Source organism: Marinomonas rhizomae, from assembly GCF_024397855.1.
Classification (GTDB): domain Bacteria; phylum Pseudomonadota; class Gammaproteobacteria; order Pseudomonadales; family Marinomonadaceae; genus Marinomonas; species Marinomonas rhizomae_A.
Map to the genome: position 1 here is coordinate 101,567 of NZ_CP073343.1, position 20,333 is coordinate 121,899.

At 45.3% G+C, this 20,333-nt stretch carries 14 protein-coding genes; 4 read left to right on the top strand and 10 right to left on the bottom strand.

Features of this window, described 5'->3' with window-relative positions; genetic code table 11:
• Positions 1 to 21 precede the first annotated feature (21 nt).
• Complete coding sequence (locus tag KDW99_RS00440) at positions 22 to 630, top strand: gamma-glutamylcyclotransferase family protein (protein ID WP_255827382.1); 609 nt, start codon at positions 22 to 24, stop codon at positions 628 to 630.
• A complete protein-coding gene (locus KDW99_RS00445; protein WP_255827383.1) occupies positions 620 to 1,681 on the top strand; it encodes a class I SAM-dependent methyltransferase in 1,062 nt (353 codons plus the stop codon). The genes KDW99_RS00440 and KDW99_RS00445 overlap by 11 nt, the downstream gene beginning before the upstream one ends.
• A gap of 136 nt (positions 1,682 to 1,817) precedes the next feature.
• Here the strand turns inward: KDW99_RS00445 and KDW99_RS00450 are convergent, their stop codons facing one another.
• Complete coding sequence (locus tag KDW99_RS00450; protein WP_255827384.1) at positions 1,818 to 2,435, bottom strand: LysE family translocator; 618 nt, start codon at positions 2,433 to 2,435, stop codon at positions 1,818 to 1,820.
• Positions 2,436 to 2,529: 94 nt separating this feature from the next.
• Positions 2,530 to 3,663, bottom strand: a complete 1,134-nt coding sequence (locus KDW99_RS00455; protein ID WP_255827385.1) for an acyltransferase family protein — start codon at positions 3,661 to 3,663, stop codon at positions 2,530 to 2,532.
• A gap of 215 nt (positions 3,664 to 3,878) precedes the next feature.
• On the opposite strand from KDW99_RS00455, the gene KDW99_RS00460 reads away from it, so the two are divergent.
• Entirely contained in the window at positions 3,879 to 4,337 is a 459-nt protein-coding gene (locus KDW99_RS00460) for a DUF1456 family protein (protein ID WP_255827386.1), read from the top strand.
• Positions 4,338 to 4,522: 185 nt separating this feature from the next.
• On the top strand, positions 4,523 to 5,587 hold the full coding sequence (locus KDW99_RS00465; protein ID WP_255827387.1) for a hypothetical protein: 1,065 nt from the start codon (positions 4,523 to 4,525) through the stop codon (positions 5,585 to 5,587).
• Between the two features lie 67 nt (positions 5,588 to 5,654).
• On the opposite strand, the gene KDW99_RS00470 is transcribed toward KDW99_RS00465, so the two are convergent.
• The 8 genes from KDW99_RS00470 to KDW99_RS00505 all read right to left on the bottom strand — a co-directional run bounded on the left by KDW99_RS00470 (position 5,655) and on the right by KDW99_RS00505 (position 19,893).
• Positions 5,655 to 6,611: an AraC family transcriptional regulator gene (locus KDW99_RS00470; protein WP_255827388.1), complete on the bottom strand. Its 957-nt coding sequence runs from the start codon at positions 6,609 to 6,611 to the stop codon at positions 5,655 to 5,657.
• Positions 6,612 to 6,878: 267 nt separating this feature from the next.
• Entirely contained in the window at positions 6,879 to 9,167 is a 2,289-nt protein-coding gene (gene pbpC / locus KDW99_RS00475) for a penicillin-binding protein 1C (RefSeq protein WP_255827389.1), read from the bottom strand.
• Positions 9,167 to 14,068 carry an alpha-2-macroglobulin family protein gene (locus KDW99_RS00480; RefSeq protein WP_255827390.1) on the bottom strand — a complete coding sequence of 1,634 codons (4,902 nt, stop codon included), beginning with the start codon at positions 14,066 to 14,068 and terminating at the stop codon, positions 9,167 to 9,169. The genes pbpC and KDW99_RS00480 overlap by 1 nt, the downstream gene beginning before the upstream one ends.
• Positions 14,069 to 14,239: 171 nt before the next feature.
• Entirely contained in the window at positions 14,240 to 15,268 is a 1,029-nt protein-coding gene (locus KDW99_RS00485; RefSeq protein WP_255827391.1) for a peptide ABC transporter ATP-binding protein, read from the bottom strand.
• The gene (gene dppD / locus KDW99_RS00490) at positions 15,265 to 16,233 is read right to left on the bottom strand and encodes a dipeptide ABC transporter ATP-binding protein (protein WP_255827392.1); all 969 of its coding nucleotides are present in this window, start codon (positions 16,231 to 16,233) and stop codon (positions 15,265 to 15,267) included. Before dppD ends, KDW99_RS00485 begins: the two co-directional genes overlap by 4 nt.
• A gap of 11 nt (positions 16,234 to 16,244) precedes the next feature.
• Positions 16,245 to 17,159, bottom strand: coding sequence for a dipeptide ABC transporter permease DppC (gene dppC, locus KDW99_RS00495; RefSeq protein ID WP_114410581.1), 915 nt, complete (start codon positions 17,157 to 17,159; stop codon positions 16,245 to 16,247).
• A gap of 10 nt (positions 17,160 to 17,169) precedes the next feature.
• Positions 17,170 to 18,180, bottom strand: a complete 1,011-nt coding sequence (locus tag KDW99_RS00500; protein WP_219701371.1) for an ABC transporter permease subunit — start codon at positions 18,178 to 18,180, stop codon at positions 17,170 to 17,172.
• A 120-nt stretch (positions 18,181 to 18,300) separates the two neighbouring features.
• Positions 18,301 to 19,893 (bottom strand): ABC transporter substrate-binding protein, encoded by a 1,593-nt coding sequence (locus tag KDW99_RS00505; RefSeq protein WP_255827393.1) that lies wholly within the window; start codon positions 19,891 to 19,893, stop codon positions 18,301 to 18,303.
• Between the last annotated feature and the right edge of the window lie 440 nt (positions 19,894 to 20,333).

The following is a 20,333-nucleotide window of genomic DNA, read 5'->3' on the forward strand; positions in this document are numbered from 1 at the left end:
TAGTTTTGTTTGGAGGCCGTCATGAGTACATTAGATCGACACTTTATTTTGGGCTATGGCAGCCTAATTAATGGTGAGAGCCGTGCAAAAACCGGTGAAACAGGCAAGGTTTGGCCTGTTAAATTACATGGGTTCGAGCGTCATTGGTCAGTAATGTCTGATGTATATGGTATGAGCTCTGTTGCTGTAATCCATGCTCCTGAAAAAGCCTGCAACGGTGTATTGGTTGAAGTGCCTTACGATCAATTTCCATTATTTGATGAGCGAGAGCAAGGCTATCAAAGAGCCGTAATCGATGCCCAACAATTAACTGCGTATCAAGACCATCCTTTACCAGAAGGCACTTATTGGGTTTATCACACTGACGATGTGGTTGATCCCCATGATGAGTGCCCTATTGCACTAAGTTACCTAGATGTCATTTTGTCTGGTTGCTTAGAACATGGTGATGATTTTGCACAAGACTTTCTAACATTAACCAAAGGCTGGTCATCGCCTTTGCTGAATGATCGAAAAGCACCTCGCTATCCGCGAGTGCAACCAGAACTTCCTACTGCGCGCTTGAATACCTTATTAGCGCCGGTAACCACCTTATCTATTAAAGAGCTATCTGTAACTTATGAATCTTAACTCGACGAGCCAATTATTGGTGCGCAACGAAGAAGACTTGGTTGGCAAAGTATTATTTGCTAACCCTGAAGACACTTATCCACTTGATCTAAGCAAAAAAGCCGATGTGTCTGCTTGGTGCCAATCTAAAACCTTTTATGATGCTTTGTTGCGAGTTGGCTTTGCGGACGCAAAACTGTTTTTGTCCGAGCAATGGGCGCCAGAGAATGGCAATGATTTCGATCATATTGTGATCTATCAGCCTAAAGCGAAAGAGTTATTAGACTATCTTCTTGCGGCGGTTTTGCCTCTGTTAAAAGATGGCGGTCAAATTTGGCTGGTGGGCGATAATAAAAGCGGTGTTAAATCCTCTATGAAGCGTTTAGAGGACGGATTAGACGACGTTGGTAAGCGTGATGGTGCAAAACACTGCTTGCTTTATACAGGCTACAAGCGCCGTCCAGCGAAGCCATTCGTATTCGAAGATTGGATTGTGACTTGGCAACAAGATGTTGCAGGGCAAACATTAACGCTATGTAGCTTGCCGGGCGTTTTTGGTCATGGAAAATTAGACAAGGGCACCGACATTTTATTGAACCAGCTAAGCCAGCATCGCTTTATGAGCGACGTTGCCAGCGCACGAATACTCGATTTCGGTTGTGGTGACGGTATTATCGCCCTTTGGCTACACAACAAAACGGGAGCGCGCATCACCGCGTTGGACGACAGCGTGTTAGCGTTGAAAGCGACGGAACTGACCTTCGCTGCAAACCAAGTCAGCGACGCGGTTACCGTTATTGCTTCCAATGGCTTAGGTGAAGTGAAAGGCCGCTTTAATTATGTTGTCACTAATCCACCATTCCACAGTGGCGTGAATACCGACTACAGCATTGCAGAAAGCTTCTTTATGGCGGTGAAGCAACACCTTACCTTAAACGGTGAGTTGTTTGTGGTTGCCAACGATTTCTTACGTTACCCGCCAATCTTAGATGCGGCGCTGGGCTCGCATACTCGACTGTATCGAGACAAAGGCTTCGCCATCTATCACGGTCGCCAACCAAAGAAAAAATAACGCCCCAGCTTTTGCGAAACGAAAACGCCCATTTGAAAAAATGGGCGTTTTTTTAGTTTTTATAGCATGGTTTTTTAATACAATTGATGCGGAGTCACAACGAGATTTTTCTGTTACCTCTTCACTCTAAGGTATATCAGCGATCAGTAAGTGCAAGCTTTACACCCAATAAAGCGAAGCTAGCCGCAAAGGTTTTTTGCAAGTACTTTGCTATGTGAGAGGAACCTATCAAGTATTTACGCGCTCTACTGGCGAGAGCTCCATATAGAATGAAAACAATGAGCGTCATTGCCATAAAAGTACCGCCAAGCAATAGCATTTGGCTGGTCGTCGAACTGATATTTGAATGAATAAATTGCGGTAAAAACGCCAAGAAGAAGATAGTCAGTTTTGGATTTAACACATTGATAAGACAACCTTTTAGAGCGACTTGGAATAAATTAATCTGCTTATCTTCAGTCTTTTCTAATGCGAACCCACCAGATTCACGCCACATTCCCCAAGCTAAATAAAGTAAATAAGCCACACCGACGAATTTCACCACTTGAAATGCCAATGCGCTGGTATTCAGAATAACGGCTAAGCCAAAAATACTGGCTAGCATCGAAGGGACTATGCCCAAAGTGCAACCTAATGCCGCAGAGAATGAAGCACGAGTCCCTTGAAAAAGCCCTGTTGAAATCGTGTAGATGACACCCGTTCCCGGAATAAGCACCAGAATTAATGAAGTGATTAAGAATTCCATACTAATCATTATTCATACCTTTCAATCTTTTTAGAGTTTTAAAGATGACAATAAACTGAACAAAAATAAACCAAAAGATATTTTTACTTAGTCTCTTTTGCTATCAAGCGCCAATCAACAGTCGGCTTTTTGATCCAAATAAACGTTTTAGTTTCCCTATCAACCACACCGATCCATAGAACTGGAAAATAAACAAACATACCGATGAGATAAGGCTATAAGCCATGGTGGTATTGGGTTCGATATAGCCAGCATTGAGCAATAAGTATTTGGTATTACCCCAAATCATGCTGAGTAAGGGATGCAAAAAGAAAATCGCGAAGCTAATAGAGGCGAGCATTATCAAGTGTTTGCCAAGTGCAGGCCAAACGAGATGATAGCAAAACCCGACAAATAACACGCACAGGCCCATTTTTTGAATGAACTGTAAATCAATACCCGCCCATTCAAATGCCGCTTTATGATAGCCACCTGCATGGAATAGCACACTAGATTGCAGCCAGACTGTTGTGATTACTGCGATAATCGCAGCGATCAAAAAGTAACGGTAGTGTTGCTTCATCCAATCTAAATACTGTGAGTACAGCATGCCCACTAAATAGAAAGGGGTAAAATACACAACAGACTGCAGCACATTGATATTGCCATCTGGGCGGTGAATCATGACGGCGGTGATTGAAAATAATGCCAAGATAGTTAACTGAGTCAATAATGGCAGTTTTAAATAACGAAAATGCAGTCCAGAGCAAAGAAAAGTCGCCATAATAAAAGGGATATACCAATGGGGAAACAACACAAAACCTTGCAGTATGAGCTCCCAGCACATTGATAAAGCCTCCATTACAGTAACGCGATCAACGAACAGAAAAACGAAGAAATTGACTACAATGGCAAACGCTGACACCGACAAGAATGGCACTAATACGTTCTGCACCTTCTTTGACATAAAATTTTTATAATCAAAGCGTTGAGCAAAGATGTGATGAAAGAAAAAGCCCGAAATAAACACAAAAACGCCCGTGCCACCGCGAATGATATTCTCTAGCCAAACAGGGAAGCCGTCATTGGTGTTGGTAATGGAATGCCCTAATACAATTAGTACAATGGCTAACCCACGTAGATAATCAAATTCAATAACTCGAGAGGACTTCTTGGCTTTCGACTGGTTGGATTCGACAACAGACGATTGTTGGGGCGTCTTGATGACTATCAGAGTGGGTTTTTGCGTAATGTTCACTGGCTTACATCCATGAAAGTGAGAAATATAAGCTATTAAGTCGCCAGTTCTGTTGCTAATCAATATAGCTTGCAGACAGAATCTAAAATTTTACGTTAATCATGCATTTTCGACGATATTCTTACGAATTTAGCGACAAATGTAGGTAAAAAGTTGCCAATCTGCTAGAGTCGCATCCTACTATTATTTATGCCCCCTAACACTAGGAAATCATTTTGAACAACAACGACATTTTACGCCGCCTTCGCTATACCTTTGACCTGAAAGAACTGGATATAGTGGACATTTTTGCCTCTGCTGATGGTATCGCCTCACAAGAGCAAGTCACCAGCTGGCTGAAGAAAGAAGATGATGCAGGCTATGTTGAAATGATTGACGTGGAAATGGCGACATTCCTCAATGGTTTTATTAACACTAAACGCGGCAAGCGTGAAGGCCCACAGCCTGTACCGGAAAAGCGCCTGACCAACAACGCTGTATTTATGAAATTACGCATAGCCTTGAACCTACAAGCAGAGGAAATCCTCGACATCATGTCGCTAGCAGAATTCAACTTAAGCAAACATGAGCTAAGCTCTTTCTTCCGCAAACCAGACAACCGCCACTACTGCGAATGCAAAGACCAAATCTTGCGTAACTTCTTAATGGGATTGCAAAAGCAATTTCGCGTGTAATTTCTAATCTTTTAGAACTTCGTGCTTTCAATAAAAAAGCCGCTGCCGACTAGGCCGCGGCTTTTTTATTGTCTTTTCACCTAGTGTACAAAGATTGCACTATATGGATATTTGGATACGCATTCCTTTGCGATATTAACCCTCTAATTATAAATATAACTGTGAATGAATAGGGTGGTATCCATATGTTGATGAAAAATAAAGTCGCACAAGCGGTCATTATTGCAGGCTTATCTTCTCAAGGTTTTGCGCTTGAATTGGGTGATTTTAACGGTACTCAATTTAGTGTAGGCGGTTATATTAAAGCTGAGGGTGTTTTCAATAATCCCGATGAGAGCCGTAGTACGTTTGAAAGTAGTGCTAGCCAGTCACGCTTGAACTTTACGACTAGCCGTCAAGAAGGCGATCATAAACTGAGAGGCTTTATTGAAGGCGATTTCCGAGGCGCTTCTTCAGTATTTCGTCTACGCCATGCAACATTGACGGTTGATAATTTAACGGTGGGTCAGACTTGGACTGGGCAGTTTTTCGCCAATGCACCTTTTGATACTGAAATGATTAACTTCTATGGAACGGGTATTGGTACGGTTTCAGGGAACGGAGCAGTAGTCCGACCTGACCTTGTTGCGCATTATGCAAAGGCTGGCTTGCGTTTAACTGCACAGGATCCTCTTTATAGTCATGCAAACCTTCCTGATTTGGTTGCCGGATATACTCATAGAACTGCAGAAGGCCATGCTTATAACGTGTCGGTTACAGGTCGAGACGTCGACACAACGCCGTCTGATACAAACGATAGCGAGTCGAAATTTGGTGCCGCATTGTCTTTGGCAGCAAAGCTTAAATTTGGTGACACTAGTGTGTCTGTAAGCGGTTTTTCTGGTACGGGTGCTGCAATATATGCAGGTTGGGGATACAACGGAGCCGCTGGAACAGCTGGCTCAGCCGAATTAGATAGCAATGGTGACCTGTTAACAATCACTGGCTTTTCCGCGGGTATTGGCCATAAAGTGAATGATAAGTTACGAGCGAATCTACGTTATGGTCAAGTGTCGACAGATGCTTCAAGCTTGGCTGATGATACGCTGACCATTACCACAGCGAACATGATTTACACTTACCTTCCAGGGCTTGATATTGGTGTCGAGCTACGAGATCAAAGTGCCGCGACTAATGGTGCCGCGAGCGGTAGCATTGTAACGCGTCCTGCTGGACAGCAAGTTGAAGTCATGGCGATGTATAAGTTCTAGTAAAGAGCACTAGCAAGAACAGACTGGGTCTTACCCTTTTGCCTAGTCTGTTTTTTTTAACTCTAGGTTAATGAGTAAAATGCCTTAGCGTTTGAGAAGGCAATTCCCCAATTTGTTCTCGGTATTGAGCTGAAAACCTTCCCAAATTCGTAAAACCATACTCCAACGCGACTTGTGTCACATTTCTAACGCGTTCATTGTTCTTTAATTCGGAATGAATACTTTCTAACTTTAGGCGGCGTATGTAAGCGGACGGCGTTAGTCCTGCTTCTCTTTCAAAGAGGTTATATAAGGATTTGCGGCTAATCTGGCACACCTTGGCCAATTCATCGATTGTTATGTCTGCTGTAATATTGTCTAGCACATAATTACGCACGCGTTCTACATGACGGTGTAGCGACAAAGTAGACTGAGGCTGGGTAAAGTTGCTCTTGAACATGGTTAGAATTGCACTATTAAATAGTCGACAGTAGTAGATCAATGCTCGGTCGCAAAGAGTGCGTTTATCCTGCTGTAACATGTCATTAAGTAGGTTAAATAAAGGCCCTGTCATTGGGAATACATTGGCTTTATGCTCGAATTGAATTGGGTCTTTTGTCGTTACATAGCCGAATTTTCGTGCGGTCTGGTGTAAAAAATCGGTTGGAATTTTAACAATTAACTTTCGGCAGTTTTTAGAGTTATTGGATTCAAATCGAGTGCCTGGCATGACTAAAATAGAGTCACCAGCCCGCAGTGTACGTACCTCGTTATTAGACTTACCGATGCTTTGACCGGCGAGAATGATATGCAGGAAATAAGCATTTGAAACGTTAGATGCGCGAATATTTGTGCTGTTGCCAGCTTCGTACTCTAAAATAGAAAGTGGTCCGAACTCCTTAAACGTTAACTTTGCAAGTTTCTGAAGGGGAGAGCTTTGAATGAAATAATACTCTCCAAACGCCTTATCTCGTAAAATGTTTGTTAGCGTTTGCGAAGAAGCTTCTGCGACCTGAAGGTCGTAGATAGAAAAATCAAACTTCATATTTACACCAATGCATTAATTATTTTTATAAGTCTGCAATCTTGGTAAAACAATGAATCTGTTCTACTGCATTGATCCAGTGTAATACTTGGTGGTTTGACTTAGTCATCCAATTTTGTGCTGACTTCATAAATTATTGGTATAGTAAACAATATCAATTATTTTTTTGACAGATGATAGGAAGCGATGAGAGACCTAACGGTAAGTAATTTGCTAGCAAGAGAATGGAAAGCGTTTTTGCCTAGTGGCGAAAAACGGCTTCATTTTCTAATAGAGAAGAACCGAGAAGTCGACTTGGTCTCTTGAGCCCGCTTGGTCTATTAACGTGAGTTGATAATTACCGGACGTTAGGTCTTTTAAGGTGGTTTGTCTTTGCTGGTCTGGTAACAAAACACCGTTTAAAAACCAGTAGAAAGGCGCTTCGCCTCCTTCGGCTGAAATACGGATATTGCGATTTTGTTGCTTAGGTAGCTGAAACGCATCTTGATCGGTGAGCCCATGAATACGGACTGCTGATTGGCGAATGATATTGCCTGTTGTTTCACATCTAGGGTCCCAGCTCGGAATCCGGGAAGATCGGTGTTGTTCAGGTGTTAGCCAATTATCTAAGGGGGCAGGCCAAACGGTGGCCTTTTGGCGTTTGGCTTCGACCTGACAGCTGATATTGACCCGTAACTTGGAATCATTCGCTTGCCAGAATTGAAATTCTGCTTGGTTGAATGGCTGCTCTAGCGCTGCTGTGTTGTACCAAGTCTTAGGAATGGTGCCATCGACGATATAAGCGCTGTGGCTTTCCTCGCAATCCGTTTTAACCACGTCACCTTGTGGCCAACATATGTCTACTTTAGACACGCTGTCGGGCATTTGTGGGGCTGGACGTTGATCATTGAGCCGTTGATAAATATTGTTTAATAACGGCACAGCGGTGACTTGGCCGTAATGGCCTGGCATGGGAACACCATCGGGTCGGCCAATCCAAACGCCTAAGGTGTAATGCTGGCTCACTCCAATCGCCCAGGCATCACGGAATCCATAGCTTGTTCCGGTTTTAACCGCCAAGCCAGAAACAGAATCTGGATTATCTAATAATATTTTTCGAATAACCCAAGCAGCGCCTTCACTCAAAAGCGGTTGCTGTGATTGTGGGTCGGTAGGACTAAAGCGCAGTTGTTGTGCTTGGCCTTTGTTTCCAAGGCTGGTGTAAGCATAGACAAGATCTTCTAAGTCAGAGCCAACGCCACCGAGAGCCACTGCCAGATTAGGCTTTGCCCCGATCGGGAGTTTCAGCTCGATGCCTGCTTTTTTCATTTTTAAGAAAAAGTAAATCGGCTTGAGCTGCTCCAGAACTTGTACGGCAGGAATATTTAAGCTTTTTTGCAGAGCATGGGTGACAGAGACTGGCCCACTGACGCCACCGTTAAAATTGTCGGGTTGATAGTCTCCAAACTTAAGCGGCACATCCATTAATAAGCTTTCGCTATGAATTAAGCCTTCATCCAATGCCATACCATAAATAAAGGGTTTCAGTGTTGAACCTGGTGATCGGGTTGCCTGAACCATATCCACATAAGCGAAACGGCTGCTGTCATTGAAATCCGCCGATCCTGCGTAGACTTTTACCTTGCCTGTCTCGTTTTCGACAACCAAGGCTGCAGCCGAGACTTTTTGCCCAATTCCATGGACATAATTTCTCAGTAGGTTACTGATCTGGCCTTGCCATTGAGAGTGGATAAAGGTTTTGATCTGAGGTGCAGTGCTTTGTGTTACCAATCGGCGGGCGAGCAATGGCGCCGATTGGTAGTCTTGTTTGGTTATGGTGGGAATGTCTTCGATTAATGCGTCGTTTAAGCGCTCTGTTGACCACTCTTCCAGTGTTACTAAACGGCGCATCAACTTGTTCCTAGCTTGCTGGGCGCGTTCGTTATGTCGATCTGGTCGGTAATAGCTGGGTGCTTGTGGCAAAACCGCCAAAAGAGCCGCTTGGGCGTCTGTCAGTTGTTTCACCTTATGACCAAAGTAACCCAAGGAAGCGGCTTGAATGCCTTCGTAGGTGCCACCAAAGGGCGCATGGTTGAGATAATAGGTGAGTATGTCTGCTTTACTAAAATGCCACTCTAATTGCAGAGCACGGACGATTTCTTTGAGTTTCCCCCATACGGTTCTGGGTTCTGGGTAACGTATGCGAGCCACTTGCATGGTCAAGGTTGAGCCGCCAGAGACGATGTCGCCTGTGCTTATCCATTGCCAAGTGGCGCGAGTGAGCGCAAAAAGATTAACACCGGGATGATCATAAAAGTATTGATCTTCGTAAGTAATGAGCGCTTCGAGGTAGTTTGGGGAAACCTCGTCTAATGTTACCGGAAAGCGCCACACGCCGTTTTCATCAGCAAAATTACGTAAAATCGAACCATCCTCAGCAAGAACGGTTTGGCTCAACGAGCGGGATTCCAAGTCGACTGGCACAAGCTTGTCGAATAACAAGAAAGACAAAAACAACAGTATTCCGGCGATGGGCAAACAAACCCATAACCGGAATCGACTATTCAACAGTGCCATTAACGAGGCTGTATTTCCAAGGTCGTAATCGACGTACCAATGGCACGGTAATTAGGACGATACATGTCCTCTACAAAGGGCGGTGCGACCTGATAAGTCCCCGGTGTGACAGCACGAACTAGGTAATAGAGCTTCTTCACAGATTTATCGGAAAGGCTCACGGAAGCCACAAAGCGATCATCCCGATATTCTTGATAGAGTAGGTTGTTTTCACGGAAGTAACGACCAAGCGGCTTTTCGTCAATCATAATGCTGTCCAGGTCGACACTGGCATTGCTGAGGTTTTGGTTCTCTAATTCCAAGCCTGCTGGCAAAAGGTCAACCACTAAGGCGTCTGGGATGCGTAAGTCATCATCAACCGTAGACACATTCAATTCCACAATGAGCAAATCCCCACTGGTTAACTGCGTCGGTGTTGTCGGCTTGCCTGTAAGGTCGTAATACTGACGACTAATGCGTAGCCCTTCGCTGTAGGGCTTTGGTGTGTCTTTCGGTGCGCCTTGGTATTGCAGGCTGACATACAATTTTTGGTCGTCTGCGGTAATGCCTTTGAGCTTGCGCAACTGGTCGGCATCGAATACAGAATTGAACGCCTGTGTTTTAACGAGCGATTGATCCCCAGACGGCAATTGGATACTGGCACGCCATTCACTGTCTTTGTTCGCGTATTGGCGAGCAACTTTTAATAGGGCGATGCGCTCTTGTGTGCTGAACCAACGCTTGCTTTGTAGGCTCTCAATCATTTTATCGGCCAGATTGCCGTCATCCAGACCAAGCTCTAAGGCAACCGCAAGGCTAAGGGCTTGATCGCGCACAATAGAGCCGTAATCTCGATAATAAGCATATTGTTTGCGGTCAATCTTTAGAGCCAGTTCAAGTGCTTTTTGGGCTCTTGAGGTGTCATTTAATAGATGCAATGCACCTGCTAAGTGCATCCAAGCAAGACCTGACTCATCGAAGGATGGTGTTGATTTGGCATGGCTGGAAGCAACCGTGTCGTCATTATTGGTCATCGCCTGATCATAAAGACGGCGGACGAAACTCAAACTAATGGCATCAGCTTTGGCTAAGACAAACGCGGCGTAAGCGCGATAAGAGAACGCATAATAATCGGCGCTGTCGCTCCACATATCGCTTTCAGGGTTATTGTTGACAAAGAAGGTCAATCTTTCGATGGCGCGTTTTAGCATATCATCATCAACGACAACGCCTTGTTTACGCGCATCGACTAAAAACTCTGTCGCATAAACAGTGCCCCAGCGAGATTCCCAACTGCTCGAATCCCAGTAACCAAAGCCACCGTTACTCAACTGTTTAGCTTTAAGCTTTTCAATCCCATCCTGGATTTGTGTTAGGCGAAAGGCTTCGCTAAATGGTTGTTTGAATTCTTGTTCAATACTGTCATTCAAGTCGAGCTGACTGACCATGTCTTCGTTTAACAACAGCCAAGGGTAAGTCGAGCTGGTGGTTTGTTCTAAGCAACCATAGGGATAGTGTAATAGGTTCTCGAATTGGCTTCTAAAGTTGATCGCAGGACGATTAGAAATGGTCAGCATGGCTTGAATGCTGCTATCTCGTAATGTGCTTAGGTCAAAATGAGGCTTCCACTGTTCGTCTGGCTCAAGCGTCGCACGTAATTGGTTCGTTGCCCAAGGATAAGGGCTTCGCACACCAAGTCGCCACGTTCGCGTGATATTGATGTCGTCGCCGTTGGTGGCATTAAGTGTAATGACACCTTGGCCTTCCATGTCCGAGCCTTTGATAGGAATGGAAAGCACGGTTTTTTCTTTATCGGCAAGCTCTAGGTTCTGCTGCAAACCTTCGCTAATGATGGCGCCATTTACTTCTACACTGACATCAAATGTCTGCTTGGCATCGGAAAGGTTATGCAGGTCAATGCTGATTTGGCTCTTATCACCCATCGCAAGGAAACGCGGCATGGCAATTTGCGAGACAAGCTTGTCAGCGACAATCATTTCGTTGTGAGCGCTGCCGTAACTGTGATCACCATAGACCACGACCATCCATTCCAATTTGCCATTGAAATTAGGCAGATCAAAACTGACATCGGCTTCGCCATTGACGAGAGCAACCGGCTCACTCAGGAAGGAGATAATTTGCACATCAGATTTTGGCTTTTTACCGCCGCGGCTGAGTTCGGCATCAGATTCATTAAAGGCATCGCCACCAAATTTCTGGCGGATCATGTCATAACCTAAGTTATTAATAATCTTGCCATAGATATCGAAATACGCCGATTCAAAACGACGCGGAGCATAAAAATACTGCTCAGGTTGAGGTGGTTTATAGCGCGTAATATTCAGCACGCCTTTATCAACAAGAGCCACCGTTGCATAAAGCGGTTGATTCCCAAGTACTGATACATTCGCTACCTTAATATGCGCGCTAACTACTTTGTTTGGCTGAACTTTTTCTTCGGTGGTCAGCTCTACGTCGGCAATGGCATCTGGGCGAATGATGGGTAAATGCACAATTCCTAAGGCGCGTTTTGGTGCGACTTCGGTGACTTGGTCCGCTGGCGTTAACACCATCGCTGTGACGTATAAGTCGTGTCGATTCCAATTCTGTTGTACATCGAAACTAACTTCATTTGTGCCTTTTTCGATGTTCTTATGCAGGCTGTATTGAACGCCATTAGTGGATTCCACATTAATAATGCCATCACCAGCAACAGGACTGGTTAAACGCAATGTTGCTTTATCACCGGGCTCGTAGTGATCTTTATCCAACGACATTTGCAGCATGTCAGGTTTTAGATTGCTACTGCTTTGATTATTCCAACTCCATTCTGTGTCAAACTCGAAGGTGCTTTTCGCACCCGTTTCAGAGGTGACTTCTAAAATATACGTGCCCCATTGCACAGGAAAATCGACGGTGACGGCGTCGTCTTTGACGGCAATATTTTCATTACCAACCGTATAAATATGGCTCTGATAATTCCAGTACCAGCCTCGGGATTCGTTGTATTCCCAGAAGTACTCTCGGTAATTTCGAGACAGGCGAACACTGAGTTTGTCAGCAACCTGTTCCCCTTCTTGATCGACACTCAATAACTTAAATTGCAGCGTTTCATTGGATGCAGGTCGACCTTTAAATAATGGCTGGATACCAACCAATTTTTCGTAGTCTGGTAACTGTATGACGTTCTGATTACGCGTCACTGGGCGGCCACCACTTTCGTAAACGCTGGCACTGACATTGTAGCGTAATGGCACTGGCATATTGGCCCAGTTATCAGGGATGGAAATCATCCCTTTGCCATCCTTATCCAGTTTGATAGGGCTAGTTTTTAAGGTTCGGCCATTGATTTTTTCGTTGGCGTTGCCGAAGTAGTACTCTTTTAGCGACGGAAACGGTGTGGTAGAAGGTGTGACTGTGATAACCGCATCGGCATCATTGCCTGCGGCAGGCGCGCCATAGAGATAATCGCCTTGAATGGGAACATCAAAACTGCCTTTAGGAGCATAGCGAGTTTTATTGGGAGCATCATCGTAAAACGAAAGCGTTAGGGTTTCCGGCAAAAAATCTTCGACCTGAAACCAGTAAGTATCCACATAGTCGCCCTTGATGCTGACTTCAAGGCGCCATTTGCCGGTGGGTGCGTTGTCGCCTAACTGGAAGCCTGTTTGATAAAGGTTGGTGCCGTCAGGCTGCCAAGTGAATTGCTTTTTACGTTCGCCACGAGCATCGTAAAGCTTAGCTTGTAGGGGCAAAGGTGCGACTTTTTGGCCGTCAAAATCGCGTAGCAATAAATTAATCGACACCTCTTCACCGGGACGATAAAGATCTCGCGGGCCGTACATAAACATCTGATAAGGGCGATGTAAGCTTGGTACATTTGGGTAAGCCGATAAGTCTAATTCGTCTCGATCTAATTTTAAAAAGGTAATACTGTCGCCATGACGAGCAATGACGGCTTGTGGCAGGTCATTGGTCGATAATTGATAGCTACCGTCTTGTCCACTGGTTGCCGCTTGTTCGTGGGCTGCTTGCTTTTCTGTTTTTGGCCACAAGAAACGCAAATTGACGTTAGCCATTGGTTTTGCTGTGGCAATGGAATGACTGTAAACCACCAACGAATCTTTGTATTTTCGGGCGTGTAACCCTATGTCTGTGATGGTGAAAACCGCCGTGTCGTAGGCGTAATCATAATCACCAGGCTTGCGAATAATGGCGACATAAATGCCCGGAGCATTCTTTTCTAAGACGGGATCTAAATTTAAATTGTAGGTTTTACGTTGATTGGCTTTAGCGTCATTTTCATAGCGTGCAGAATGCACTAAGTCTGCGTATTGCTTTAAGCGCTTGAGGCTATAGTAATCATTCATGCCTTGAAAGGACGTTTCATCAAGGAAGCGGTCTAAAGCGTCATCACGAACCCGAAAAACATCTAAATCCACTGTTTTTTGGTTGATGACGGTAACAGGAATACCATTTTGAATATTACCGACTAAGAAACTTCCGTTGCCTGAGAAGTTCGCACCGGGAACAATTTCACGGGTTTTTACCGTACGTTCAAAGTCGTGAGCATTGCCTTCGCTGTCTTTTTCTAAGAGGTTGTTACCAACCACTGACTTGGGCTTGCTGTGTACTTTGACTGTGTATGCGGTGCTAGGCTCAACAAACGGTAGTACCCATTGGCGGCCATTATTTTGTGGTATCCATATATTGCCAGTGGTGGGGTTGGGGGTCACAGAAATGAATTTGCTTAGATCGCTTTGAGGGTCAATGGCTTCGGTAAAACGAATCACCAAGGCGGGAGCCTTGTCTTGAGTGGTTTCGCTGACATCAGAAATATAAAAATCCGCCGCGTGGAGCGTGCTGGAAAGCAGCAACAAACTCATCCAAATGAGGTGGAGACCGGATAGAACTGACCGCATGACAAGCATCCCTTTTGCGTTTTATAGGCAATGGATTCTATAAGCTCATACAGTGGGTTACAAGGTGAATAGATAGCGTTCCATAGACCAAAGGAGTGCTTAGCGCTTAATAAAAAAACGCCCTTGCGGGCGTTAATATAGACAAAACCTAAAGTGAGGGCTGCTAGCGGCTTACGCTGCTCCCACTTCAATCGCTTCAATACGGTTTTCTTCCACAGCATGACAAGCAATCATGTGGCCTTGTTCTTGCTCCGCTTGATCGTCTAATCTCAGCAATGGAGTTTCGCTTTTGCAACGGTCGTTGGCATAGCTGCAACGTCCGTGGAAAGCACAGCCAGAAGGCGGATTAAGCGGTGAAGGCAGTTCGCCTTGCAGCTTAATACGAACGCGACGTTTATCTGGCGAAAGCTGCGGCGTACTAGACAACAAAGCTAAGGTGTAAGGATGTTTTGGGTTCTCGAACAGCTGCTCGCGAGTCCCTTGTTCAACCACTTTACCTAGATACATCACCATGACGTCGTCAGCGATGTGTTCGACCACTGACAAATCGTGGGAGATGAACACATAGCTCAAACCAAATTCTTCCTGTAAATCCATCATCAAGTTCAATACTTGTGCTTGAACCGATACGTCCAGTGCGGACACAGGCTCGTCAGCGACGATGACATTTGGGTCGAGCATCAAGCCACGAGCAATGGCGATACGCTGACGTTGGCCACCCGAAAACATGTGCGGGTAACGGTCGTAATGTTCGGTTTTTAAGCCGACTTTCGCCATGATAGTGAGGGCTTTTTCTTTGCGTTCTGCTTTGGAAAGCTTGGTATTAATCACCAAAGGTTCTTCTAAAATAGCGCCGATTTTCTTACGCGGGTTTAATGAACCATATGGGTTCTGGAAAATGATTTGGATCTTCTGGCGCAGCTTCGCTTGAGCATCTGCGCTCAAGGTAAGTAAGTCTTCACCAAGGTGCGCTAGCTTGCCGCTGGTCGGTGTTTCAATCATGGTCAGCATGCGGCCAAGAGTGGATTTACCACAACCAGATTCGCCTACTACCGCAAGAGTTTTGCCTTTTTCAAGATTGAAGCTAATGCCGTCGACAGCTTTTACCACGGCATCCGGTTTAAACAGACCTTGTTTCACATGGTAATGCTGCTTTAAATCTTCGGCTTTTAAAATTAACGTGCTATCGGATTGGTTCATGCGGCTGGTCTCCCTTCGCTGTCCAATGGCGTATGGCATTTCACTTGGCGATCAAGGTCGCCTTGGTTTGCAGGTTCTACCTTACGACAATGATCGGTTGCATAAGGGCAGCGCGGGCTTAGCAAGCAGCCCAACGGGCGGTCGTATTGACCTGGAACCACACCGGGTAACGCTTCAAGGCGTGCTTTGCCAGAGGCAGACTCTGGCAAAGAAGCCAGTAAGGCTTGCGTATAAGGGTGTCTCGGTGTGCTGAACACTTCCGACGCTGGGCCAGATTCGACAATTTGACCCGCGTACATGACGATAACGCGATGAGCCACTTCGGCCACGAGAGCCAAATCGTGAGTGATCAGCACCAAGCCCATTTGCTTCTTGCGTTGCAGCTCAATCAATAGATCAATGATCTGCGCTTGAATGGTCACGTCTAGAGCGGTTGTCGGCTCGTCTGCGATCAATAAACGCGGATCACAGGCAATCGACATGGCGATCATGACACGCTGGCTCATACCACCTGAAAGCTGATGAGGATAATTGTCCAAACGCGATTCCGGTGCCGGAATACCGACTTGTGTTAGTAACTCAATAGCACGGGTTTTCAGCTCTTTCTTGCTGCCGCCTTGGTGCGTTTTCAATGCTTCCATAATCTGATAACCCACGGTGAAACATGGGTTAAGACTGGTCATTGGATCTTGGAAGATCATCGCAATGTCGGAGCCGGTGAGCTTACGACGTTGTTTTTCTGGCATGGCTTGCAGATCTTGACCATCGAAGGTTAATTGATCTGCGCTAACTTTACCTGGGAAATCGATCAAGCCCATGATGGACAATGAACTCACACTCTTGCCTGAGCCAGATTCCCCAACGATGCCGAGAACTTCCCCTTCTTCGACCTTGTAACTGATGTTATCCACGGCGCGAAAATTGCCGAAGGTAACGCTTAAATTTTCCAAATGTAACAGTGACATAACAACCTCTCTTACTGTTTCAACTTGGGATCAAGGGCATCACGCAAGCCATCGCCCATGAGGTTAAACGCCAGTACTGTGATCAAAATCATCAAACCGGGGAAAGTAACCACCCACCACGCGCGCTGAACAAACTGCAACGCATCGGCCAACATAGAACCCCATTCAGGAGTCGGTGGTTGTGCGCCAAGGCCTAGAAAGCCAAGGGCTGCCATATCTAGGATGGCGCTGGAGAAGCCTAACGTTGCTTGCACGATCAATGGCGCTAAGCAGTTGGGCAAGATACAGATAAACATCAGACGCAGTGGACTCGCACCGATTACGCGAGAAGACGTCACATAATCTCGGGACATTTCTGCCATGGTCGCCGCGCGAGTCAAACGCACATAATGCGGTAGTGAGACAATGGAAATCGCCAAGGCCGCATTCACGATGCTTGGCCCTAAGATCGCCACGATAGCAATCGCCAACAACAAGCTTGGCATCGCCAACATGATGTCGACAATACGCATGATGGCGGTATCTATCATGCCTTTAAAGTAGCCAGCAATCAGACCCAGCAGAATGCCCATGATCAAAGACGCGGTAACCGCGACCAAGCCAACGGCAATAGAAAGGCGCGAACCATAGATTAGGCGAGATAAGATATCTCGCCCCACATCGTCTGTACCCAAAACAAAAGACCAGTTACCACCGTCTAGCCATGCTGGTGGCAATAACAGCGCATCGCGATATTGGTCAGAAGGTGAGTGCGGCGCAACAAAATTGGCAAAGACGGCCATGAAGCAAATGATCGCAATTACGACTAAGCCAGCTACAGCGCCTTTGTTGCTGCTGAAATAATGCCAAAACTCTTGCAATGGCGTCATTGGTACTGGCGCAGTCAATGGAATGTCTGTCGTGGACGTTTTTGTAGATGTTGTCATAAACGCCTCCTTATCGGCTGTGTCGAATTCGTGGGTTAACAATGCCGTAAGTGATATCCACCAAAAGATTCACGACAATGATGATACAAGCGACAATCAAAATACCGCCTTGTACAACGGGGTAATCACGGCGTCCGATAGATTCGATCAACCATTTACCAATCCCCGGCCAAGCAAACACGGTTTCAGTCAAAATGGCGCCGGATAACAAAATACCCACTTGCAAACCAATTACGGTAATCACTGGGATCAAGGCGTTACGTAACGCATGAATCACGATGACTCGCCAAGGAGCGATGCCTTTCGCGCGAGCGGTACGAATGTAATCTTCGCTTAATACTTCCAACATAGAAGAGCGCGTCATACGGGCAATAACCGCCATAGGAATGGTGCCGAGAACAATACTTGGCAAGATCAGGTGCGAAACGGCAGAAGCAAACGCACCCTCTTCACCGGACAATAATGAGTCAATCAGCATAAAGCCGGTAACGTCGTCGATCCAGTACACCACATCGATCCGTCCAGAGACGGGTGTCCAACCCAGATTAACGGAAAATACCAACATCAATAGTAGCGCCCACCAAAATATGGGCATGGAATAACCGGTCAGTGAGAAGGTCATCACCGAATGATCAATTACCGTTCCACGTTTTACCGCAGCAAAAATACCCGCGGGCAAACCGATCAAAATAGCGAAAATAGCCGCACAAAAAGCCAACTCAATGGTGGCTGGGAAAAGCGTAAGGAATTCTTTCATTACCGGTTCTCTGGTAATGAGGGAGTTGCCTAAATCACCTTGTAAAACGCCGGTGACATAGTGGTAGTACTGAACATATAACGGCTTGTCAAAGCCTAGTTGAGCACTTAATTCAGCGTGGCGTTCTGCGCTCACACCGCGTTCACCGGCCATGACTTCAATTGGGTCACCGGGGATTAAGCGAATAAGGGTAAAGGTCAGCAAGGTGATCCCGAGAAAAGTCGGAATAACAAGGCTTAAGCGACGGAAAATAAATTGGAACATAAAGGACGGGCTCTCTTGAGATATTAGATGATCGAGCGTAGAGCTCGGTCAGCAAAGTACTTACTCACGTCCCAGCGAGTAAGTACTTTGTTGTCCAAAGGACGTATTTCTAAACGTTGATTATTTGCTTACGTTGTAGAAGTAGTGACCACCAAGTGGATCAATTTTGTAACCTTTAACTTCTTTACGGATTGGCTCGTAAACCACTGAGTGAGCGATAGTGATCCAAGGCGCTTCACGTTTGAAAACAACCTGAGCTTCTTCGTAGTCTTTCGTACGTTCCGCTTTATCAGAGGTTTGTTTTGCTTTTAGAAGCAGGTTGTTGAACTCTTCGTTACACCACTGTGCACGGTTAGAGCCTCCAACAGCATCACAACCTAGTAATACATATAGGAAGTTATCTGGGTCACCATTATCACCAGTCCAACCTAACAGTACGGTATCGTGTTCACCTTTCTTAGAACGGTTTAAGTACTCACCCCATTCGTAGGAAACAATTTCCGCTTTTACACCGATTTTAGACCAGTCTTCTTGCATGATTTCAGCCATACGACGCGCATTTGGGTTGTATGGGCGTTGTACTGGCATTGCCCAGATGTTAGTGGAGAAACCATCTGGATAACCTGCTTCAGCAAGCAATTTTTTCGCTTTTACTGGATCGTATGGGTAATCTACAACGTTTTTGTTGTAAGACCACATAGTTGGTGGAATTGGGTTTTTAGCCGCTTTACCTGCGCCTTGGAAAACCGCATCAATGATCGCACTCTTGTCTGTTGCTAAGCTTAGAGCTTGGCGAACACGAACATCAGTGAATGGTTTTTTCTGCGTGTTAAATGCCAAATAACCAACGTTCAAGCCTTCTTGGCTCATTAGGTTGATGTTTGGGTCCGCTTCCATTTGCTTAAGGTCAGCTGGATTGGGATAAGGCATCACATCACACTCGCCCGCTTTCAATTTTGCGTAACGAACAGAAGCGTCTGGTGTGATAGAGAAAACAAGACGATCGATTTTTGCTTTACCTTGCCAATAGTCTTTAAACGCTGTGTAGCGGATCAAAGAATCTTTTTGATACTGAACTTTTTGGAAAGGACCGGTAGCAACTGGATCAATGTCCAATTTCTCAGGTGTGCCCGCTTTCATGTAAGCGTCAGCTTGTTCTTTAGAGAAGATAGACGCAAAATCCATTGCAAGGTTAGCAATGAAAGGCGCTTCTGGTTTCGTCAAAATGAACTTAACCGTGTAGTCGTCGATCTTTTCGATTTTCTTGATTAGCGTGTCCATGCCCATGCCAGTGAAGTACTCGTATGAGCCACCAGACACAGAGTGGTAAGGATTGTCTTTGTTGCCTTGACGATCAAAAGTGAAGATCACATCGTCGGCATTAAAATCACGTGTTGGTGTGAAGTCTTTTGAAGTGTGGAATTTCACACCTTTACGTAAATGGAAAGTGTATTCAAGGCCATCGCTTGATACATCATAGCTTGTTGCTAAGCCTGGTTCTGTTTCTGTCGTACCCAATTTGAATTCGACTAAACGGTTGAACATGTTTTTCGATGTCGCGTCGAAAGTAGTACCAGCAGTATAGAATGCTGGGTTAAAGCCCTCAGGGCTACCTTCTGAACAATAAACCAGTGTTGTTGCAGCGTGAGCGGAAGTGCTGATTGCTCCAGCGGCCATGAGTGCAAGCGTCAGTTTTGCTAACCCTTTTTTCATTGTAACTCTCCATTAACATAATTATATTCGTGTCAAACACGTGGGAAGTCGAATCAAGGTATTCGTTACTTTTGTGATTATCTTGGGTAGGTTAAGAGCCTTCTTTTTAGTTCGAGTTTTTACAGTTTTTTAAAACAAACCCCATCCAAACTCCTAGTTCGAATGGGGTTGCTCTGCCTCGTCCCTGAGCCCCCTTTAGCTATGAATGATGAATCTGAATAAACAGAAGCATCAAAAATAGCGTCTTTGAAGATTACTCAAGCCCATTTAAATAACCAATCGAAATAACGATATGGCCTATGCGTGTAATGAATACAAAATTTCTATAAAGCAGGGAAAGCCTTGATAACAAAGGCTTTACAGGACACTTTCTACGTAAGGAATATGGAAAAAAAAGGATTGTTTTTTTAGAAAACATGCAGAAAATTGAGAAAAGAGAG

Coding starts and splice junctions, on each gene's coding strand:
- KDW99_RS00440 (WP_255827382.1), top strand. CDS start 22: ATGAGTACATTAGATCGACACTTTATTTTGGGCTATGGCAGCCTAATT.
- KDW99_RS00445 (WP_255827383.1), top strand. CDS start 620: ATGAATCTTAACTCGACGAGCCAATTATTGGTGCGCAACGAAGAAGAC.
- KDW99_RS00450 (WP_255827384.1), bottom strand. CDS start 2,435: ATGATTAGTATGGAATTCTTAATCACTTCATTAATTCTGGTGCTTATT.
- KDW99_RS00465 (WP_255827387.1), top strand. CDS start 4,523: ATGTTGATGAAAAATAAAGTCGCACAAGCGGTCATTATTGCAGGCTTA.
- KDW99_RS00470 (WP_255827388.1), bottom strand. CDS start 6,611: ATGAAGTTTGATTTTTCTATCTACGACCTTCAGGTCGCAGAAGCTTCT.
- pbpC (WP_255827389.1), bottom strand. CDS start 9,167: ATGGCACTGTTGAATAGTCGATTCCGGTTATGGGTTTGTTTGCCCATC.
- KDW99_RS00480 (WP_255827390.1), bottom strand. CDS start 14,068: ATGCGGTCAGTTCTATCCGGTCTCCACCTCATTTGGATGAGTTTGTTG.
- KDW99_RS00485 (WP_255827391.1), bottom strand. CDS start 15,268: ATGAACCAATCCGATAGCACGTTAATTTTAAAAGCCGAAGATTTAAAG.
- dppD (WP_255827392.1), bottom strand. CDS start 16,233: ATGTCACTGTTACATTTGGAAAATTTAAGCGTTACCTTCGGCAATTTT.
- dppC (WP_114410581.1), bottom strand. CDS start 17,159: ATGACAACATCTACAAAAACGTCCACGACAGACATTCCATTGACTGCG.
- KDW99_RS00500 (WP_219701371.1), bottom strand. CDS start 18,180: ATGTTCCAATTTATTTTCCGTCGCTTAAGCCTTGTTATTCCGACTTTT.
- KDW99_RS00505 (WP_255827393.1), bottom strand. CDS start 19,893: ATGAAAAAAGGGTTAGCAAAACTGACGCTTGCACTCATGGCCGCTGGA.